The organism is Rhizobium sp. 16-488-2b, from assembly GCF_017741815.1.
Classification (GTDB): domain Bacteria; phylum Pseudomonadota; class Alphaproteobacteria; order Rhizobiales; family Rhizobiaceae; genus Rhizobium.
In genome coordinates, this window is record NZ_JAGHMF010000016.1 from 17,586 (window position 1) to 36,972 (window position 19,387).

Here is a 19,387-nt window from a genome sequence, read left to right on the forward strand (position 1 = left end):
TGACCACCCCGTTTTCGCTATCCTCGCCCCTGTTGTTGTTCTTTCTGGATAGGCACGCCCTTGAACTGGATCACCGACTTTAAAATTCCCATTGGTCCCTGGGCGAAAGCCTTCGTGGATTGGCTCACCTCCAATGCCGACTGGTTCTTCAACCAGCTTGCCTTCGTGCTGTCCCACGTCATCGACGGGATCCTGTTCGTCCTGCAGAAGCCGCACCCGCTGATCGTCGTGCTGGCCATCACCGCCATCGCCTACTGGCTGAGGCGCTCGCTCGTCGTCGCCGTCTTCACCTGTCTTGGGCTGCTGTTCATCATGAACCAGGGCTACTGGAAGGAAACGACGGCTACGCTGGCGCTAGTGCTTGCCTCCACCTTCGTCAGCATGATCGTCGGCATTCCCCTTGGCATCGCGGCTGCCCGCCGCCCCTGGGTGAATTCGCTGCTGCGGCCGATCCTCGACTTGATGCAGACCATTCCGACATTCGTCTATCTTATCCCAGCGCTTATCCTTTTCGGCCTCGGCATGGTGCCCGGCCTGATCGCCACCGTGATCTTCGCCATCCCCGCCCCCATCCGCCTCACGCGCCTCGGCATCATCTCGACGCCCCCCTCGCTGGTGGAAGCCGCCGAATCCTTCGGCGCAACCCCGATGCAGGTGCTGCGCAAGGTCGAGCTTCCCTATGCCACGCCGCAGATCATGGCCGGCCTGACGCAGACGATCATGCTCTCGCTGTCGATGGTCGTCATCGCGGCACTCGTCGGCGCCGACGGCCTCGGCGTTCCCGTCGTGCGCGCGCTCAATACCGTCAACGTCGCCAAGGGCTTCGAGGCAGGTCTCTGCATCGTCATCCTGGCGATCATCCTCGACCGAATGTTCCGCGTGGCGGGTGAAGGAGACGGCGCATGACCGCGGTTCGCTTCGACAATGTCAGCATCGTCTTCGGCGACAAGCCGGAGGCCGCCCTCACCCTTGCCGACAAGGGCAAGACCCGCGACGAAATCGGCGCCGAAACCGGCCTTGTGCTCGGTGTCGCCGATGCCTCGCTGGAAATCCAGGAGGGCGAGATCCTCGTGCTCATGGGTCTGTCCGGCTCCGGCAAATCGACCCTTCTGCGCGCCGTCAACGGGCTTGCTCCCGTCGTGCGCGGCGAGGTCACCGTCAACAGCGCATCAGGCCCGGTCAATCCCTACAAGACCTCGGCCAAGGGCCTGCGCGATCTGCGCATGCACACCGTCTCGATGGTGTTCCAGCAGTTCGCGCTGCTCCCGTGGCGCACGGTCGCCGACAATGTCGGATTCGGCCTCGAACTCGCCGGCATGGCCGAGGGCGAGCGCAAGAAGCGCGTCGCCGAACAACTCGAGCTGGTCAACCTGACCAAGTGGGCCGATCGCAAGGTCAACGAGCTCTCCGGCGGCATGCAGCAGCGCGTCGGCCTTGCCCGCGCCTTTGCGACCGGCGCGCCGATCCTCTTGATGGACGAGCCGTTCTCCGCGCTCGATCCTCTGATTCGCACCCGCCTGCAGGATGAACTGCTCGAGTTCCAGCGCCGCCTGAAGAAGACCATCCTCTTCGTCAGCCACGATCTCGACGAGGCCTTCCGCATCGGCAACCGCATCGCCATCATGGAGGGCGGACGCATCATCCAGTGCGGCACGCCGCAGGATATCGTCAAGAACCCGGCCGACCAGTATGTCGCCGATTTCGTCCAGCACATGAACCCGATCAGCATGCTGACCGCCCGCGACGTCATGCATTCGGGCCTCGGCGATGCCGCAGCAGGTGCCAGCGTCAGCGGCACGGCCAAGGCCGAGACCCCGCTGATCGACATTCTCGACGCGCTTTCCCGCCAGCCGGGCAGCATCGGCGTGGTCGAAAACGGCGCCATCATCGGCACGATCTCCGCCCAGGACGTCGTCGCCGGCCTGACGCAGCACAGGAAGAAAGAACAGGCTTGATCCCACTGTCCGCTTCCGCCAAAAAGTGGACATGAAAGATCAGGCTTCTGTCATCAGGGAAACGGACGAAGAGGCGCGCAAGCTGGCGCGCACTCTTCTCCGTTCCGCCCGCTATGCCGCCATTGCGGTCCTCGACCCAAAGACCGGCTTCCCCTTCGCCAGCCGCGTGCTTCTCGGCACCGATTTCGATGGCGTTCCCGTCATCCTCGTCTCCGGCCTCTCGACGCACACGCGTGCGCTCGATGCCGATCCACGTACCTCGCTCTTGACCGGCGAGCCCGGCAAGGGCGACCCGCTGGCCCATGCACGCCTGACGACTCAGTGCCGCGCGGCAGCCGTCGAGCGCGAAAGCACGGCCCACACACGCATTCGTGATCGTTTTCTGGCTCGCCATTCAAAGGCAAAACTCTACGTCGATTTCCCGGATTTCAGGTTTTTCCGGCTGATTCCCGAGAGCGCCAGCCTCAATGGCGGCTTCGGCCGCGCCTACATTTTGGGCGGAGAAGAGCTGATCATCCGCTCCGCGGCCAACGAGGAGCTCGCGGAAAGCGCTGCCGAGGTAGTGCAAGATTTGCTAGCCCTGGAGCCGGATTTGGCAAGGAAAACAGCGATCGCGCATAAAGCCCGTACGGGCACCAAATGGGCTATTTGTGGAGTCGATTGCGCCGGTTTTGATGTGATTTCGGGCGATTTGCTGGTGCGACACGAGTTTGACACACCTGTCAGCAGCCGCGTTGAACTTTATTCACATATATCTAACATGAAATACTCAATACCTGAAATTTAGCTATATACAATCTTGAACCCCTCTTGCTAGTTTTCAGCGTCGGCAATTTCAGGCAGACGTTTTTTTGAATTCCGTTTCCATGGGAAGATGATTATGGACACAATTGATTTGACCGCTCACGCGAATGTTGCCGCCGCACTGTTGTCCGCAATGGCAAATCCCAAGCGACTTCTGATCCTCTGTAATCTCGTCAAGGGTGAGATCCCCGTTGGCGCGCTGGCCACCGAAGTCGGCCTCAGCCAGTCGGCGCTGTCGCAGCACCTCTCCAAGCTGCGCGCCCAGAAGCTGGTCAAGACCCGCCGCGACGCACAGACGATCTACTATTCCAGCACTTCCGATCAGGTCATTCGCATTCTCGAAACCCTGACGCAGATCTACGCCGAACCCGTCCGCGCCAAGTCCGCGGCCTGATTTCCCACATCACGTTGTTTCTGGTCGCTTCTCAGTGGAGCGGCTGACTGTTTTTAGCACCATTTGATATTGATGGATCGGCGACCTTTGGTCTGCCGATCCTTTTTTTGTGCGCTCAGGCAGCACCAAGCAAACGACGCATCGCTCATCCCAAAAATCGCAAAAACTTGATCCAACTTCGCCGAAACCGGCGCGATTTTTGCCGATCCTGGCAAAAACCGGCCGCGTTTCTTTATCTTCTTGCGCATCCAGCCCGAAATTCCTAATAAACTTGCCATGCGTCCTTCGAGCCAAACATGGCCGATTGGCGCGTTTGCCGCGCGCAATCCGTCGTCTTTGGCGCATCCGGAAATGGATGTTTGTACGGCCTGGATTGATCGCAGCGGCAGGACAGTCGCGGGTCGAAGACCCATCCAAGGAGAGACAAAATGACCCTGAAGACCCTGACGGCGGCGCTGGTTGCCTCCATCTCTTTCGCGCCGCTGGCGCATGCCGACATCACCATCGGCCTGATTGCACCGCTGACCGGCCCGGTTGCCGCTTACGGCGACCAGGTGAAGAACGGCGCCCAGACCGCCGTTGACGAAATCAACAAGGCCGGCGGCATCCTCGGCGAGAAGGTCGTGCTGAAGACCGCTGACGACGCCGGCGAGCCCAAGCAGGGCGTTTCGGCCGCCAACCAGCTCGTCGGCGACGGCATCCGCTTCGTCGTCGGCCCGGTCACCTCGGGCGTCGCCATTCCGGCATCCGACGTCTTCGCTGAAAACGGCGTGCTGATGGTCACCCCGACCGCGACCGCTCCTGACCTGACGAAGCGTGGCCTCGCCAACGTTCTGCGCACCTGCGGCCGCGACGACCAGCAGGCCGAAGTCGCCGCCAACTACGTCCTGAAGAACTTCAAGGACAAGCGCATCGCCATCATCAACGACAAGGGCGCTTACGGTAAGGGTCTCGCCGACAACTTCAAGGCGACGATCAACGCCGGCGGCATCAAGGAAGTTCTCGACGACGCGCTCTCGCCCGGCGACAAGGATTTCAGCGCGCTGACCACGCGTCTCAAGGCCGAGAAGGTCGACGTCGTCTATTTCGGCGGCTACCACCCGGAAGGCGGCCTGCTGGCCCGCCAGCTGCATGACCTGCAGGTCAATGCTGTCATCATCGGCGGCGACGGCCTGTCGAACACCGAGTTCTGGAACATCGGCACGGATGCTGCCGCCGGCACCATCTTCACCAACGCCGTCGACGCCACCAAGAGCCCCGACTCCAAGGCCGCCGCCGACGCGCTGAAGGCCAAGGGCATCCCTGCCGAAGCCTTCACGCTGAACGCCTACGCCGCCGTCGAAGTCATCAAGGCCGGCATCGAAAAGGCGAAAAGTGCTGAAGATTCCGAAGCCGTCGCAACGGCGCTGAAGGCCGGCGAGCCGATCGCAACCGCCATCGGCAAGCTCACCTACGGCGAAACCGGTGACCTGACCTCGCAGAGCTTCTCCCTCTACAAGTGGGAAGACGGCAAGATCGTCTCCGCCGAGTAATTCGGCTCGCCTCTGCGATCAAATACAGACCGGGCGCCCTCGCGGGCGCCCGGTTTTCGTTTACGGATCTTTCGAAATGGCTTTCGCCGCAGCCGTCCTCGCTCAGGCCTGGAAGAACTTCAGGAGATCGGCGTTGATGATGTCGGCATGCGTGGTTGCCATGCCGTGCGGCAGGCCGTCATAGGTCTTCAGCGTGCCGTTCTTCAAAAGCTTGGCGGCAAGCAGGGCCGAGTCGGCGATCGGCACGATCTGATCGTCCGTGCCATGCATGACCAGAACCGGAACCTTGATCTTCTTGAGGTCTTCGGTGAAATCGGTCTCGGAAAACACCTCGACACAATCATACTGATCCTTGGCGCTGCCCATCATCCCCTGCCTCCACCAATTGTCGATCACGCCCTGCGAGACCTTGGCGCCCGGCCGGTTGAAGCCGTAGAACGGGCCTTCGGGGATGTCGCGATAGAATTGCGCGCGGTTGGCGGCAATTGACGTGCGGAAGCCATCGAACACTTCAAGCGGCAGGCCGCCCGGGTTCTTGTCGGACTTCAGCATGACAGGCGGGATCGCGCCGATCAGCACCGCCTTGGCAATCCGGCCCCGGCTTTCATAATTGCCGACATAACGCGTGACTTCGCCGCCACCCGTCGAGTGGCCCACATGGATGGCATTCTTTAGATCGAGATGTTCAGCGAGTTCGGCGACATCGGCCGCGTAGGTGTCCATGTCGTTGCCGTGGCCCGGCTGGCTGGAGCGGCCGTGGCCGCGGCGATCATGCGCGATCACCCGGTAGCCCTTGCCGAGGAAGTAGAGCATCTGCGCATCCCAGTCGTCGGCGCTGAGCGGCCAGCCGTGATGGAACACGATCGGCTGACCGGTGCCCCAATCCTTGTAGAAGATCTGCGTGCCGTCCTTGGTGGTGATGTAGCTGCTGGTCATGGCGTTCTTGTCCTTACCTGTCGAGTGAGCGGTCTTCTGGTTGGCGGCTGCGGAATGCTTGTGGCTCGCGGCTTCAGCCGAATTGGTGAAGGAGGCGGCAGCGGCCGTCGCGACGAGGCCGAGCCCTGCGACCATAACATGCCGTCTTGAGGCATTTTGGATGTCGTCAGTCATGTTCATCTCCATTTGTTTTCGCGATAATCGATATCGCGATAAACATATTCATAGCACTTCAGATTTTCCTGTCTACGAAAAAGATTATCGCGATATCATTTTTATGGTAGTGGTAACCTTACAGACAGATGGAGCCTCGGCATGACCGACCAGATACACGCCTCCCATAAGCCCGCGCCCGGCGCCACCACGCCGCCGCTGGACGACCAGCTGTGCTTTTCGCTCTATGCGGCAAGCCTCGCCATCAACCGCACCTACAAGCCGATGCTGGACGAGATGGGCATCACCTATCCGCAATATCTGGTGTTGAATGTGCTGGGCGAGCAGGATGGCGCCACGATCGGCGCCATCGCCGACCGGCTTTCGCTGGAATCGAGCACCATCACCCCGCCGGTCAAGCGCCTGGAGCAGGCAGGCCTCCTCGAACGTCGCCGCTCGACACTCGACGAGCGCCAGGTGAACGTCTTCCTGACATCAGCCGGCCGCGAAATGCTGGCCCGCAGCAAATGTCTCGGCGACACGCTGCTCAGCCGGTCCGGCATGACCTTGACCGAGATCGAAGCCTTGAACCAGCAGATCCACACGCTGATCGGCGCCCTCGGCAAGACCGAATAGACGCAACCCTGACCGACCCCGCAACGGGATGAGCCCTGCGACGGCATGGACGAGGACAAGACCGATCCGCGCCTTCCCATCGAGCGCCCGCCTCTCTAGAGTGGCCACCCAACGACACCGAACCAGAGAGCCCCATGACCGAAAGACTAGAACGCCTCATCGACCAGGGAACCGGCCGCGAACCGGCCGATATCGTGCTCAAGGGCGGGCGGTTCTTCGATCTGGTGACGGGCGAACTGGTGCAGTCCGATATCGCCATCTCCGGCGACACCATCGTCGGCACCTGCGGCGGTTACAACGGGAAGACCGAAATCGACATATCCGGCCGCATCGTCGTGCCCGGCTTCATCGACACGCATCTGCATATCGAAAGCTCGCTCGTCACCCCGCACGAGTTCGACCGCTGCGTGCTCCCCTATGGCGTCACCACCGTGATCTGCGACCCGCACGAGATCGCCAACGTCCTCGGCGCCGAAGGCATCCGCTACTTCCTGGAGTCTGCCGAACAGACCATCATGGACATCCGCGTCCAACTCTCCTCCTGCGTGCCCGCCACGCATCTGGAAACATCAGGCGCCGACCTGCCGATCGAAAAGCTCCTGCCCTTCCGCGACCATAAGAAGGTCATCGGGCTTGCCGAATTCATGAATTTCCCCGGCGTGATCCACAAGGATCCCGTCTGCATGGCCAAGCTCGCGGCATTTCAAGGAGAGCACATCGACGGCCACGCCCCGCTTCTCTCGGGCAACGACCTCAACGGCTATCTCTCAGCCGGCATCCGCACCGAGCATGAATGCACGAGCGCCGAGGAAGCGCTGGAAAAGATCCGCAAGGGCATGCACATCCTCGTGCGCGAAGGCTCCGTCTCCAAGGATCTGATGGCGCTCATATCAATCATCACCGAGCGCCTGTCGCCGCATCTGGCGCTCTGCACCGACGACCGCAACCCGCTCGATATCGCCGAACAGGGCCATCTCGACTACATGATCCGCACCGCGATCAAGAACGGCGTCGAGCCGCTCGCCATCTACCGCGCCGCCTCGATCTCCGCCGCCCGTGCCTTTGGCCTTAGAGACCGCGGCCTCATCGCCCCCGGCTGGCGCGCCGACCTCGCCATCGTCGACAGCCTGGAGAACTGCAAGGCCGAAATGGTCTTTTCCGCCGGCCGCAAGGTCACCTCGGCGCTCTTCGAAACCCGCAAGCCCGTCGCCCCCGTCGGCCTCGACAGCGTCAAGGCGCGAACGGTCAACGCCGCCCACTTCGGCGTGCCGGTTGCCGATGGCGAGACACCCGTCATCGGCGTCATGCCGGGCAAGATCATCACCGAGCACCGCCGCTACCGCCTGCCAGTCAAGGGCAACCAGACCGCGGTCGATCTCGACAACGACATCATCAAGGTCGCCGTCATCGAGCGCCACGGCAAGAACGGCAACCATGCCAACGGCTTCGTCCAGGGCTTCGGCCTGAAGAAGGGCGCGATCGCCTCCACCGTCGGCCATGACAGCCACAACATCTGCGTCGTCGGCGTCTCGGAAGACGACATGGCCATGGCCGCCAACCGGCTCGGCGAAATCAAGGGCGGCTTCGTCGTCGTCGAGGACGGCAAGGTCACCGGCGAGATCCCGCTGCCCATCGCCGGCCTGATGAGCCTGGAGCCCTACGAGACCGTCCGCGACACGCTGCACGACCTCAGAAAAGCCGCCTACGCCCTCGGCACGACCCTAGAAGAACCCTTCCTCCAGGTCGCCTTCCTGCCGCTGCCCGTCATCCCGCATCTGAAGATATCGGATATGGGCATGGTGGATGTCGACCAGTTCAGATTGATCGAGTGAGGTCGGCTTGGCAAACGACAACAGAGCGCCTAGCTTCGACAGCGATAGGAGCTCGCGATGACCAAGCTTGAGCAGATCGAAAAATTCGTAAGCGAACTGGACCCGCCGGACCTCGAAGCGTTCTCGGCCTGGTTCGAGGCGTTTCAGGCGGAAAAGTGGGACCGCCGCATCGAGAACGACGTCGCCACCGGCAAGCTCGACGCCCTTGCCGACAAGGCGCTCGGTGATTTTCGAGCCGGCAAGACCCGACGGCTTTGAACCATCACGCCACTCCCGAGGGAGTGACGTCATCTCCGCAGTCACTTGACAGGCAATTCATCTCCATCAGTCGGAGAGACGTCGCGCACCTTCTCCAACATATCCGCTAGGCCATCCCCACTCGCCCCGCCCGCCCGGCGCTCAAGGAATGTCTTCGCCGTTTCGACGGCGCCGACCTTCTGCGCGACAGCCGAAGCGATCCATTGGTTGAGCGACACGCCGTCAGCCTTCGCCAGACGTGCAGCGGCTTCCTTGACCGATGCCGGCAGCTTGAGTGGATAGGTATTCGTACTCATGATCCAATCTCCTGAAGCAACTGCACTGGCCGCAAGACACGAAGCGCAAATCGATCTCTTAGAGCGTCAAAATCCTTGAGATTATGTGTCACCAAGGCATCCGCGTTGGCGTTGACCGCAGCCTCTAAAACAAACTCGTCCTTCGGGTCACTCAACTGAGGACGCCATCGAAAGTGAACTTCGACCCCTTCGGCAAGCGCCGCGAACTCGGCCAACACAGCGTCGATATCTCGCGTCGAAAACCCATGAGCGGCACGCTGTTCCGGACGCTTCAGAACAGATTCGTATTCCAGAAACAGGGCCGTCGTCACCAGAGGCACGAGGGCTCGACGAGCCACCATCTGCAAAACGGCGAACGACGCTCCGTTTCGGCTCCGAAGCGCGGCTGTCAGTACATTCGTATCGAGCACCACACGCTTCATGAAGCGACTATAATACATCCCATGGGATGTTTCAAACGAACGATTCCTCAAGCAACCCGCGCGCAAAACCCATCCAGCGCCCCAAGCACCACCTTGCCGCCGTCAACCGTTCCACCCGCCCCCGGCATCGCCAGTCGCTCGCCAAGCACCATCCCCGCAGGCAAGCCAAACGACGCCGGCTCCCGTGTCAGGTTGAACACAAACAGCAGCGTCTCGCCCTCTTTCTTCCGGGTAAACACCAGCAAATCCTGGTTCGTTTCGAGGAAGGTCATCGCCCCATCGATGAGCGCCGGATGCTGTTTGCGGAAGGCCAGCGTGTCGCGGTAGTGGGTGAGCACCGAATGCGCGTCGCCCTCCTGCACATCGACGGAAAGGGCTGCCTGCTCATAGGGCACCGGTAGCCAGGATTTTTCGGCCGCCGTGAAGCCGGCATGCGCCTTGGACGCTTCCCAGGGCATTGGCGTGCGGCATCCGTCGCGGCCCTTGAAGGCCGGCCAGAAGCGGATGCCGTAGGGGTCGCGCAGGTCCTCGAAGGAGAGATCGGCTTCCGGCAGCCCGAGTTCCTCGCCCTGGTAGAGGCAGATCGAGCCGCGCAGCGCCGCAAGCACCGAGATCGCCAGCTTGGCAACCACCGGCCGCTCCTCAACCGTCTTGGCGAAACGGCTGAGATGGCGGTTGACGTCGTGGTTGGAGAAGGCCCAGCAGACCCAGCCGTCGGCCACGGATGTCTGGAAGGCATCGACGCAGTTGCGGATATGGGCTGCGGTGAATTCCGGTCCCAGCAGGTCGAACGTATAGCACATGTGCAGCTTGTCGCCGCCGGTGGTGTAGGCCGCCACCGTTTTCAGCGAGCGCGCCCCGTCGCCCACCTCGCCGACAGTCGTGCGCCCCTCGTAACGGTCGAGCAGGGCGCGAAAACGCTGCAGAAAGCCGATATTTTCCGGCTGCGTCTTGTCGTAAAGATGGTTCTGCATGCCATAGGGGTTGGTATCCGGCGCATCTAGTCCGCCATCGCTGGTATCGGGCTCGTGCGGAGGGTTGTCGCGCAGGAGCTTGTCGCAGAAGTAATAGTTGACCGTATCCAGCCGGAAGCCATCGACCCCACGGTCGAGCCAGAATTTCACCGTCTTCAGAAGCGCGTCCTGAACGTCGGCGTTGTGGAAGTTCAGATCCGGCTGCGAGGTGAGGAAATTGTGCTGGTAATACTGCCGGCGCACGCCGTCCCATTCCCAGCCCGGCCCACCGAAGATCGACAGCCAGTTGTTAGGCGCCGTCCCATCCGGCTTCGGATCGGCCCAGACGTACCAGTCCGCCTTGTCGTTGGTGCGGCTGGAGCGGCTTTCGACGAACCACGGATGCACATCGGCGGTATGCGAGATCACCTGGTCGATGATCACCTTCAGCCCCAGCGCATGCGCGGCCACCATCATCTCGTCGAAATCGGCGATCGTGCCGAAGATCGGGTCCACGTCGCAGTAGTCGGAAACGTCGTAGCCCATGTCGGCCATCGGCGACTTGAAGAAGGGCGAAAGCCAGATCGCGTCGACGCCGAGGCTGGCTATATAGGGCAGACGCCGGGTGATCCCCTTGAGGTCGCCGAGCCCGTCGCCATTCGTATCCTGAAACGACCTCGGATAGACCTGGTAGACAACAGCACCCCGCCACCAGTCCGCATTCCCGCCCGTCTGCACCGCCATCTGTCGCCGATCCTCGCCATGTTCGTGTCCATGCCGAGACTAAAGCGCAGAAAGCAAAAGACAACCGCGCTCACGTCTTTTTGCGATGGCGTTGCGAGAACACCGGGCAGCCCACCGGCGCCTGGCAAGCCGCATATCGCGATATCGAGCCAATCCGCGCTTGTCAGGGCCACGCGCGGCGCGTATCAGCGAAGACGGAGCATCAGGGAGGCAAGCAGTGGGCGGACGTTTTCTATCGATCGGTGAGTGCATGGTGGAGCTGTCGCAGGCTGGCGCCGGGCTGCTGCGCAAGGGCTTTGCCGGCGATACGCTGAACACCGCCTGGTATGCCCGCGCCTGCCTTGATCAGAATTGGTCGGTCGATTACTGCACCGCGCTCGGCGACGACGCCATGTCCGACGAGATGGTCGCCTTCTTCAAAGAAGCCGGCATCGGCACGGAGAGCATTCGCCGCATCAAGGGCAAGGCGCCCGGCCTCTACATGATCAGCCTGAAGGACGGCGAGCGCTCCTTCAGCTACTGGCGCGACAACTCCGCCGCCCGCCAGCTCGCCGCCGATCCAGACTTCCTGCGCCAGGCGATCGAAGGCGCCGACGTCGTCTATTTCTCCGGCATCACGCTCGCGATCCTGACGCGCGACGACGCCGACACGCTGCTTTCCGAAGCACGACGCGCCAAGGCCTCGGGCAAGCTCGTCGCCTTCGACCCCAACATCCGCCCGCGGCTGTGGTCCGGCTATGACGAGATGCACGCGACCATCAGCGAAGGCGCGCGCGCCGCATCGATGGTGCTGCCGAGCTTCGAGGACGAGGCCCTGCACTTCGGCGACGTCTCGATCGAGGCGACCATCCACCGCTACCGCGCGCTTGGCGTCCGCGACGTCGTCGTCAAGAACGGCGCCGACGGCATAACGCTCGATTTCGACGGCGAAGAGACCTTCGTGGCCTCTGAGAGGGTCGAGCAGGTCGTCGACACGACCAGCGCCGGCGACAGCTTCAACGGCGCCTTCATCGCCCACTACCTGGAAACCCGGGACGCCCCCGCATCCGCCCGCTTCGCCGCCAAGGTCGCGGCGCGGGTTGTGAGCGAGCATGGGGCGCTGGTGGCGAAGGATAAGCTTGGGGTTTGAATGGTGTTAGACGCCCGCCAGCAGCGTAGCAATTTGCGCTAGCAGCGCCGCCGCTTTGCTTGCCGCTTCGATCGCGTCAGCAGTCTCCTTAATCGCTTTTCTGATGGCACCGAGTTTCCCGATAAGCGCTCGATATTTCTCTGCGTCTTTATCAAGCTCAGCAAGGATTCGATTCTTCTTCAGTGCAGTCAGCTCATTCCTGATCGCGACCAGTTCGGACCTGGCATCAGGATCTTTTGTCTGTTTGATTCGCTTGCGCACCGCTTCAAGGCAGTTATCCAATGGGGTCATCACCATCATTGTCTCCTATTTGCCAGCAAGCTGCTTGAATGCCTGAGCCATTTCTTTAACCGACGCGACAAATTGTTCGACAATAGCGGGGTCAGCATTCGGTCGTCGAAGCGCGGCATGAGCAGCAACCATTTGGGATAGGAGCTCCTCGTAACGCGGAGCCTTTCGAGGTCGAAACAGCGCAAGAGTCTGCTCCATGGCCTGCGAGTCTCTGGAGAACTGTGCATATATCGCATAGCGGTCAGCCTTACTGCCCTTGGCGTCTCTCCTGACATCATCCAGCATTGTCTCTTTATCGTTCAACCAGTTCTGATAATCAGCGTCGATGTAGCCGCTAGTCTGTGCGAAGCTATCGGATAGAAGAGCAGCGCTCTGCACGATCAGTGGGTGCGCCTCACTTATGTACTGCCGCAGTCGGGCATCCGAAACGTGAAGGAACAGTTTCGTCGCAGCGCCTTCCGCGATCGAGGCTGCGCCTTGAAACCGGGTATTCGCCGCTAGCGCTGGAACGGTGTTCAACGCCTTCTTCAAATTTCCAAGCGCGGTTTCCAAACTCTCGCCGTTTTTGCCGCTTGCGGCCGCTGCAAGCGCCGCGCCGTAACCCGCGATTGCATTCAGTAGATCGGTGCGTACCGCCCACGCCTTCCTGAATTTGAGGTCAGACGTTGGAACATTGGGAGGGAACGATGGTGCACGTCCTCGGCTTTCGAACGCCATCGCCTGATCTTCAAATGCGGCCTGAGCAGCGACCTTGTCAGCCACCTCGGGGACGTCGGCAACGATTTGCGCAACCGAGGTTGTCGCCTCTCCAAATTTCGCAATCTTCTTGGCATCGACACTGGCGCAGCCGGCCAAAGCCGTGGCCGCCAGCAACGCCAGCACCCGCAATCGTTTCAACATGGATTGTTCCCCTAACTGCAGCTAGGGATAGCACATTTCCGATTGCAAACAACAAACCGAACACAACCCACGATCACAGCTGCGGTTGCATCAGGCTGTACCGCCCGCCTGTAATATTTCCATCATCGACAGCAGCGAGAATAAGAGCGCGGGAATCGATTATCCGGCGCCCGCCCGGAGCTGTGCGCCGATGGCGCGGATGGAAGTCGGATCATGTTGCAACGCCTGCAAAATGCCAGCGATGGCGAAACCGTCGCCGCCTTGCCGATGGGCAAGCCGGAGCGGCTGGTCATCGTCACGGATGCCTGGCATCCGCAGGTGAACGGCGTCGTCCGCTCGATCGAAAACACCAACCGCGAACTCGCCAAGATCGGCGTCGAGGTGGCGATGGTGACGCCGCAGGGTTTCCGCAATATCCCCTGCCCGACCTATCCCGAAATCCGCCTGTCGATCGCCCGCTACCGCAGCGTCGCCCGCGAAATCGCCAAGCACAAACCGTCCTACGTCCATATCGCCACCGAGGGCCCGCTGGGGCTGACGGCGCGGCGCTGGTGCCTGAAGAACCGCATGCCGTTCTCCACCAGCTACCACACCCGCTTCCCCGAATATGTGGCAGCCCGGCTCCCCATTCCGAAGAGCTGGCTCTACGCCTTCGTCAAGTGGTTCCACAATTCCGGCGCCGGCTGCATGGTGGCGACGCCCTCTTTGGCGCGCGAGCTTTCCGAAAAGGGCATCCGCAACCTCATGCCCTGGAGCCGCGGCATCGACGCCAACCAGTTCCACCCGGCCGAGCTCGAGGAAAAGCCCTTCGGCCTCTCCCGCCCGATCTTCATGACGGTCGGCCGCGTGGCGCTGGAAAAGAACCTGCCGGCCTTTCTCGATCTCGATCTTCCCGGCTCCAAGGTCGTCGTCGGCGATGGCCCGGCGCGTGCCGAGCTCGAGAAGCGCTATCCGGATGTGCATTTCACCGGCCTCAAGGTCGGTCCGGAACTGGCTGCGATCTACGCCCAGGCCGATGTCTTCGTCTTCCCATCGCTGACCGATACCTTCGGCAACACCATCCTCGAGGCGCTGGCCTCAGGCGTCCCCGTCGCCGCCTACCCGGTCACCGGCCCGCTCGACATCATCGGCGAGGATAGCGAGGTCGGCGCGCTCGACGACGACCTGCGTATCGCCTGCCTTGCGGCCCTTTCCGCCTCGCGCGAAAGGGCCCGCGAGCTCGCCGTCCAATATTCCTGGGAAGCGGCAACGCTGCAGTTCATCACCAACATCCGCGCCGCCAACGGGGTCATCACCCCGAAGTGGAAGAAAGCTTGGCAATACGCCGCCAAGTCCCTGCCGCGCAACAAGCGCCTCGGCGATGGCGATGCGGCGACGATGGTGTAGAGCGCCTACTCCGCAGCCCCCACCACCTGTCTCCCCCGCTCACCCGGCAGCGGCGGGAACGCCAGCGCGATCGCGGCCGCGCCCAGCCCCACCAGCGCCGAACCGATGAACAGCCAGGAATAGTTGGCGAAGTGATCGAAGATCCAGCCGCCGATCAGCGGGCCGAAGGCCATGCCGAGGCTGGAGAGCATGGTGGCGGCGCCGAAGACGGTGCCGATGATCTTCTGCCCGAAATATTCGCGCGCCAGCACCGCGTAGAGCGGCATGACGCCGCCATAGGCGCTGCCGAAGATCACCGCCAGCGCGTAGAATTCGCCGAGCCGGCTGACGAAGAGATAGCCCATCAGCGCAATCGCCTGGATCAGCAGCCCGCCGACGATCACGGGCTTGACGCCGACGCGATCGGCAAGCGAACCGTAGATCAGCCGACCGCCCAGCCCCGCCAGCCCCTCGACGCTGTAGATGCTGACGGCTGCCATTGGCGCCACGCCGCAGATCGTCGCGTAGCTCACCATATGGAAGATCGGCCCCGAATGCGCCGCGCAGCAGGCGAAGAAGGTCAGCCCGAGCACGATGAACTGCGGCGAGCGGAACACGTCGGAGAGCCGCGCATTCCCCCGCTCCGCCGGCGTTGAGCCCATGGCCGTCGCGCCATTCGGCGATGCCGCACCAACATCATCCTCGGCGCTCTCTGGCGCGCGCCGCACCAGCAGCGCTGCCGGCAGGAGCAGCACCCAGGCGCCGATGCCGATGATCAGCATCGCGGTGCGCCAGTCATAGGCCGAGATCAGGAAGCGGGCGAAGGGCGAGATGGTCATCGGCGCCACGCCCATGCCGGCCGAGACCAGCGAGACGGCAAGGCCGCGATGTTCGTCGAACCAAGCGGTGGTCGCCGCGATCATCGGCGCGAAGAAGGTGCTGGCGGCGATGCCGACAAGGATGCCGTAGGTCAGCTGGAATTGCAGGAGCGTCACCGCCCGGCTGGAAAGCACCAGCGCCAGCCCGAGCAGCGCGGCGCCGACAAGCACCACGGCGCGCGGCCCGAACCGGTCGCTCGCAGCACCCCAGACGAAGCCGCCGATCCCCATGACGATGAAATTGAGCGTCATCGCGCTGGCGATGCCGATATGCGACCAGCCCGTGTCGAGCGCGATCGGCTCCTGGAAGATCGCCAGCGAAAACATCGCCCCGAGCGCGACGCAGGTCATCAGCGCCCCCGCCGCCACGATCACCCACCGATAGGACCCCTGATGCGAATGGCTCATCATCGTGCACCTCCCTGTGCGAACCGATCCGGCGCGGATGCCCTATAAACGGCGATCCACGCCCTCCCAATCAAGACGTCCGACATCAGCCGCATCCGACAGCCTGTCACATAATTTTCAAGAATTGCGCTTTGGGCGGGCAGCCCCGGCGCCCTTTATACCAAAAATAGTCATACATATTAAATCAGGATTATTAGCCAAACACAGGTCGGCGTGAGATTCTTTCCGAGTAGAATCAGGGCGCAACATGGCTGACGAACGTTATCTATATGATTCGAAGTCGCACAAGGCGGTCATGTACCAGGCCGGCGAACACCTGTTTTCGCTATCTGGAAGTAAAGCCGAGCACTGGATATCGGGAGACTACATTTTTTCCATGGAGACCCAGGCGATAAGCTTCTGGATTCTTGGAAACGACGTCTACGGCCACGTCGGCAACGGCGAACTGACCCGCGAGCCGGTTTATTACTTCGACGGCTGAAACAGCCCATCTTCATCGCTAAGGAAGCGGGCGCCGCGCTTCAGGCGGCACCCGATATCTCACTTGGCCAAGCCGCTACTTTGCAGGCTGCGGCTTGCGTCGTCCGCCGCTCTTGGATTCGTACGGATTGTCCTTCTCGCGGTACATGATCCGGATCGGCACGCCGGGCATGTTGAAATCCGTACGCAGGCTGTTGACGAGATAGCGCGTGTAGGATTCCGGCAGCGCGTCGGCGCGGGTGCAGGAGATCATGAAGGCCGGCGGGCGGGCCTTGACCTGGGTCATGTACTTCAGCTTCAGGCGGCGACCGGAGACGGCCGGTGGCGGATGCTGCGTCGTGATCGAATCCAGCCAGCGGTTCAGCTTGGCGGTCGAGATACGACGGTTCCACGTCATGTCCGTATCGATGATCGACTGCATCAGCTTGTCGAGGCCACGACCGGTCTGGCCGGAGATCGGCACGGCGCGAATGCCACGCGCCTGCGGCAACAGCCGCTCGGTCTTTTCGCGCAGGTCCGCCAGAAGCGCCTGCGGCTCGTCGATCAGGTCCCACTTGTTGAAGGCGAGAACGGCGGCGCGTCCCTCGCGAACCACGAGGTCGACCAGCTGCAGGTCCTGCTTCTCGAAGGGAATGGTCGCGTCGAAGACGATGACCACGGTTTCGGCGAAGCGGATGGAGCGCAAGGAATCGGCGACCGACAGCTTCTCGAGCTTCTCGGTGACGCGCGCCTTGCGGCGCATGCCCGCCGTGTCGAACATCTTGATGGTGCGGCCGTTCCAGTCCCACTCGACGGAAATGCTGTCGCGGGTAATGCCGGCCTCGGGGCCGGTCAGCAACCGGTCCTCGCCGAGGAAGCGGTTGATCAGTGTCGACTTGCCGGCATTCGGGCGACCGATGATCGCCACGCGCAGCGGCTTGGTGTCGTCATATTCGGGCTCGTAGTCCTCGTCCTCTTCCATCTCGTGAGGAAGATTGACGTTGGTCTCGGCGATATCTTCCTTCGGCGGATAGGCGCGATCTTCACCGACCGCCTCCACGATCGCGTCGCGCAGGTCGAGCATGCCCTGCCCGTGTTCGGCGGAAATCGGCACCGGCTCGCCGAGCCCGAGCGTATAGGCGTCGTAAAAGCCGCCGTCCGAGCCCTTGGCTTCCGACTTGTTGGCGACCAGCACAACCGGCTTGCCGCGACGGCGCAGCATCTCGGCCAGTTCCTTGTCGACGGGCGTCAGGCCGAACTTGGCGTCGACCACGAAGAGCGAGATATCGGCCTCGTCGATCGCCGCTTCCGTCTGGGCGCGCATGCGGCCCTGCAGGCTCTCGGCCTCGGCCTTTTCGAGACCGGCGGTATCGATGATGGTGAAGGTCAGCCCCATCAGGCGCGCGTCGCCGGGGCGGCGGTCGCGGGTGACGCCGGGCGTGTCGTCGACAAGCGCCAGCTTCTTTCCGACCAGCCGGTTGAAAAGCGTCGACTTGCCGACATTCGGGCGACCGACGATCGCGACCGTAAAGCTCATTGAAATACCCTAAACTCAGCCCTGTGCGGCGGGCGCCTTGCCGGATGCGGTGATGTTATCAAGCATCATCTGGGCGCGATTGGCAACATTGCGCGGTGACTGCGCATCGTCGGCGATCGCCTGGTACCACTGGCGGGCCTGAGCCATGTTGCCGGCCTTGTAGGCGGCAAGGCCGAGCGCTTCGCGAGCGGAGTGGCGGAATGCGTTGGTCGGAACGGCCATTTCCTCGACCTGGGCCGAGACCTGCTCGTAGGTGCCGTTTTCGATCAGGAGCCATGCGGCGCGCATCTTGGCGGCATCGCGGATCGGCGCCGGCGCCTTGGCGTCCTTGCCGATCACGTCGAAGGCGGCGATGGCGCCCGTGGCGTCACCCTTCTGGGCAAGCACGGAGGCGGCGCGCAAACGGGCCAGGATCGGATAGTCGCCGTGGCCTTCCTTCTCGAGCTTCTCGAGCGCGGTCAGCGCCTCGTCGCTCTTGTTCTCGTCGGCAAGCTTCATGGCGGCGATGAACTGGTCGCCGGTGCCGGACGACTGGTTGTTGTCCCAATACTGGAACACCTTGTAGCCGACAGTGCCGAGAACGATGAGGACGGCCAGCACGATCAGGTAGCGGCCGAAACGCTGCCACGCACCCTTCATCTGGTCCGAACGCAGTTCCTCATTGACCTCACGAATGAAGCTATCGTCGTTGAATGCCATTCTCGTCTCCGGCAGCGGATATGCAAAATCATGCGGGTTGCACGCACATTGTCGGGCCTTCTACCCCATTTTGCATCCGTTGTAAGGGGGATGTGAAAGAATCGTTACATCACAAGCGGAGAAACGCCGATCACCAGTTCGTGCAGCTTGAACAGGATGACCGCCCACAGCACCGCGCCGATGATGACAGCATAGAGATCATACTTGGCCGAGACGAACACCGGCAGCGTGATTTCCCCATTGCGCAGCCGCTGCTTCATCGAGATCCGGAGCAGCACCGCCCAGGCGAGGAAAGCAACGAACAGCACGATCGCTTCCGGCTCGCCATTGGCCAGAAGATGCGACAGCGCCCAGATCTTGATCGCCACCAGAAGCGGGAACTTCAGCTTGGCGCGGATATGCCCGGCGGGCAGGAAGCCCGCCACCAGACAGATCATCGCGATCAGCATCAGGGTCAGCGTGATATGCGCCATCCAGATCGGCGGATTGTAGAGCGTGCCATACATGCCGCGCGCCTGATCGAAGGCATAGGCGAGGAACAGCAACGTCACGATGCTGAGGATGCCGTGGACGGCGCCCCAGACCGGCTTGCCGAGCTTGTCGATCATCGACCGGCGGAAATCCGGAACGATGACGCGGATCAGGTGAAGGCCGATAAAGAGGATGAGGCTCAAGATGAGAAGCTGCATCGCTAAATTCCTGTTTTGACTATGAGACAGGCTTATCGTCGTGAGCAGGAAAATGCCAGCGGCACCGCAGCTTCGCCTCAATTCTGTAACAGAAAAGCCCGAAACAAATTGTCGCGG

General features: G+C 62.0%; 22 protein-coding genes. 11 read left to right on the forward strand and 11 right to left on the reverse strand.

The features are described from left to right. The first annotated feature begins 60 nt into the window (after nucleotides 1-60). The 4 genes from choW to J5286_RS15830 all read left to right on the forward strand — a co-directional run bounded on the left by choW (nucleotide 61) and on the right by J5286_RS15830 (nucleotide 3,153). Nucleotides 61-906 (forward strand): choline ABC transporter permease subunit, encoded by an 846-nt coding sequence (choW, locus tag J5286_RS15815; RefSeq protein ID WP_209191230.1) that lies wholly within the window; start codon nucleotides 61-63, stop codon nucleotides 904-906. Further along, nucleotides 903-1,955: a choline ABC transporter ATP-binding protein gene (choV, locus tag J5286_RS15820; RefSeq protein WP_113237273.1), complete on the forward strand. Its 1,053-nt coding sequence runs from the start codon at nucleotides 903-905 to the stop codon at nucleotides 1,953-1,955. Before choW ends, choV begins: the two co-directional genes overlap by 4 nt. A 31-nt stretch (nucleotides 1,956-1,986) precedes the next feature. Beyond that, nucleotides 1,987-2,742 (forward strand): HugZ family pyridoxamine 5'-phosphate oxidase, encoded by a 756-nt coding sequence (locus J5286_RS15825; protein ID WP_209191231.1) that lies wholly within the window; start codon nucleotides 1,987-1,989, stop codon nucleotides 2,740-2,742. Nucleotides 2,743-2,835: 93 nt separating this feature from the next. Further along, entirely contained in the window at nucleotides 2,836-3,153 is a 318-nt protein-coding gene (locus J5286_RS15830) for an ArsR/SmtB family transcription factor (protein ID WP_018897310.1), read from the forward strand. A 53-nt stretch (nucleotides 3,154-3,206) separates the two neighbouring features. Here the strand turns inward: J5286_RS15830 and J5286_RS15835 are convergent, their stop codons facing one another. Further along, nucleotides 3,207-3,479 carry a hypothetical protein gene (locus tag J5286_RS15835; RefSeq protein WP_209191232.1) on the reverse strand — a complete coding sequence of 91 codons (273 nt, stop codon included), beginning with the start codon at nucleotides 3,477-3,479 and terminating at the stop codon, nucleotides 3,207-3,209. Nucleotides 3,480-3,581: 102 nt separating this feature from the next. On the opposite strand from J5286_RS15835, the gene J5286_RS15840 reads away from it, so the two are divergent. Further along, the gene (locus tag J5286_RS15840; protein WP_018897309.1) at nucleotides 3,582-4,685 is read left to right on the forward strand and encodes a branched-chain amino acid ABC transporter substrate-binding protein; all 1,104 of its coding nucleotides are present in this window, start codon (nucleotides 3,582-3,584) and stop codon (nucleotides 4,683-4,685) included. A gap of 102 nt (nucleotides 4,686-4,787) precedes the next feature. On the opposite strand, the gene J5286_RS15845 is transcribed toward J5286_RS15840, so the two are convergent. Further along, nucleotides 4,788-5,621, reverse strand: coding sequence for an alpha/beta fold hydrolase (locus tag J5286_RS15845; protein ID WP_111563013.1), 834 nt, complete (start codon nucleotides 5,619-5,621; stop codon nucleotides 4,788-4,790). Nucleotides 5,622-5,936: 315 nt separating this feature from the next. Here J5286_RS15845 and J5286_RS15850 point away from each other — a divergent pair, with 315 nt between their 5' ends. From J5286_RS15850 to J5286_RS15860, 3 genes are all read left to right on the forward strand, one after another. Further along, nucleotides 5,937-6,410, forward strand: a complete 474-nt coding sequence (locus tag J5286_RS15850) for a MarR family winged helix-turn-helix transcriptional regulator (protein ID WP_209191233.1) — start codon at nucleotides 5,937-5,939, stop codon at nucleotides 6,408-6,410. 134 nt (nucleotides 6,411-6,544) lie between these two features. Next, nucleotides 6,545-8,242 (forward strand): adenine deaminase, encoded by a 1,698-nt coding sequence (ade, locus tag J5286_RS15855; RefSeq protein WP_209191234.1) that lies wholly within the window; start codon nucleotides 6,545-6,547, stop codon nucleotides 8,240-8,242. A 57-nt stretch (nucleotides 8,243-8,299) separates the two neighbouring features. Then, nucleotides 8,300-8,500, forward strand: coding sequence for a hypothetical protein (locus J5286_RS15860; RefSeq protein WP_209191235.1), 201 nt, complete (start codon nucleotides 8,300-8,302; stop codon nucleotides 8,498-8,500). A 41-nt stretch (nucleotides 8,501-8,541) separates the two neighbouring features. On the opposite strand, the gene J5286_RS15865 is transcribed toward J5286_RS15860, so the two are convergent. Genes J5286_RS15865 through bglA form a run of 3 tightly spaced genes read right to left on the reverse strand, consistent with a single transcriptional unit; the run spans nucleotide 8,542 to nucleotide 10,915 of the window. Then, the gene (locus J5286_RS15865) at nucleotides 8,542-8,796 is read right to left on the reverse strand and encodes a toxin-antitoxin system HicB family antitoxin (protein WP_209191236.1); all 255 of its coding nucleotides are present in this window, start codon (nucleotides 8,794-8,796) and stop codon (nucleotides 8,542-8,544) included. Further along, nucleotides 8,793-9,206 (reverse strand): putative toxin-antitoxin system toxin component, PIN family, encoded by a 414-nt coding sequence (locus J5286_RS15870; RefSeq protein WP_348529898.1) that lies wholly within the window; start codon nucleotides 9,204-9,206, stop codon nucleotides 8,793-8,795. The genes J5286_RS15865 and J5286_RS15870 overlap by 4 nt, the downstream gene beginning before the upstream one ends. Before the next feature lie 59 nt (nucleotides 9,207-9,265). Continuing rightward, nucleotides 9,266-10,915, reverse strand: coding sequence for a beta-galactosidase BglA (gene bglA, locus J5286_RS15875; protein ID WP_209191238.1), 1,650 nt, complete (start codon nucleotides 10,913-10,915; stop codon nucleotides 9,266-9,268). 217 nt (nucleotides 10,916-11,132) lie between these two features. On the opposite strand from bglA, the gene J5286_RS15880 reads away from it, so the two are divergent. Further along, entirely contained in the window at nucleotides 11,133-12,044 is a 912-nt protein-coding gene (locus tag J5286_RS15880; protein ID WP_209191239.1) for a sugar kinase, read from the forward strand. A 6-nt stretch (nucleotides 12,045-12,050) separates the two neighbouring features. Here the strand turns inward: J5286_RS15880 and J5286_RS15885 are convergent, their stop codons facing one another. Then, a complete protein-coding gene (locus J5286_RS15885) occupies nucleotides 12,051-12,341 on the reverse strand; it encodes a hypothetical protein (RefSeq protein ID WP_209191240.1) in 291 nt (96 codons plus the stop codon). Nucleotides 12,342-12,350: 9 nt separating this feature from the next. Then, nucleotides 12,351-13,235, reverse strand: a complete 885-nt coding sequence (locus J5286_RS15890) for a hypothetical protein (protein WP_209191241.1) — start codon at nucleotides 13,233-13,235, stop codon at nucleotides 12,351-12,353. 213 nt (nucleotides 13,236-13,448) lie between these two features. Between J5286_RS15890 and J5286_RS15895 the strand changes: the two genes are divergently transcribed. Further along, nucleotides 13,449-14,621, forward strand: coding sequence for a glycosyltransferase family 4 protein (locus J5286_RS15895; RefSeq protein WP_449090018.1), 1,173 nt, complete (start codon nucleotides 13,449-13,451; stop codon nucleotides 14,619-14,621). Nucleotides 14,622-14,626: 5 nt separating this feature from the next. On the opposite strand, the gene J5286_RS15900 is transcribed toward J5286_RS15895, so the two are convergent. After that, nucleotides 14,627-15,889, reverse strand: coding sequence for an MFS transporter (locus J5286_RS15900; protein WP_209191242.1), 1,263 nt, complete (start codon nucleotides 15,887-15,889; stop codon nucleotides 14,627-14,629). Nucleotides 15,890-16,133: 244 nt separating this feature from the next. Here J5286_RS15900 and J5286_RS15905 point away from each other — a divergent pair, with 244 nt between their 5' ends. Beyond that, nucleotides 16,134-16,367, forward strand: coding sequence for a hypothetical protein (locus J5286_RS15905; RefSeq protein WP_209191243.1), 234 nt, complete (start codon nucleotides 16,134-16,136; stop codon nucleotides 16,365-16,367). Between the two features lie 75 nt (nucleotides 16,368-16,442). Here the strand turns inward: J5286_RS15905 and der are convergent, their stop codons facing one another. The 3 genes from der to J5286_RS15920 form a co-directional block, all read right to left on the reverse strand. Then, nucleotides 16,443-17,882 (reverse strand): ribosome biogenesis GTPase Der, encoded by a 1,440-nt coding sequence (gene der, locus J5286_RS15910; protein WP_047506246.1) that lies wholly within the window; start codon nucleotides 17,880-17,882, stop codon nucleotides 16,443-16,445. 15 nt (nucleotides 17,883-17,897) lie between these two features. After that, the gene (locus J5286_RS15915) at nucleotides 17,898-18,581 is read right to left on the reverse strand and encodes a tetratricopeptide repeat protein (protein ID WP_018897296.1); all 684 of its coding nucleotides are present in this window, start codon (nucleotides 18,579-18,581) and stop codon (nucleotides 17,898-17,900) included. Nucleotides 18,582-18,685: 104 nt separating this feature from the next. Next, a complete protein-coding gene (locus J5286_RS15920) occupies nucleotides 18,686-19,270 on the reverse strand; it encodes an NnrU family protein (protein WP_112983212.1) in 585 nt (194 codons plus the stop codon). Nucleotides 19,271-19,387 lie beyond the last annotated feature (117 nt).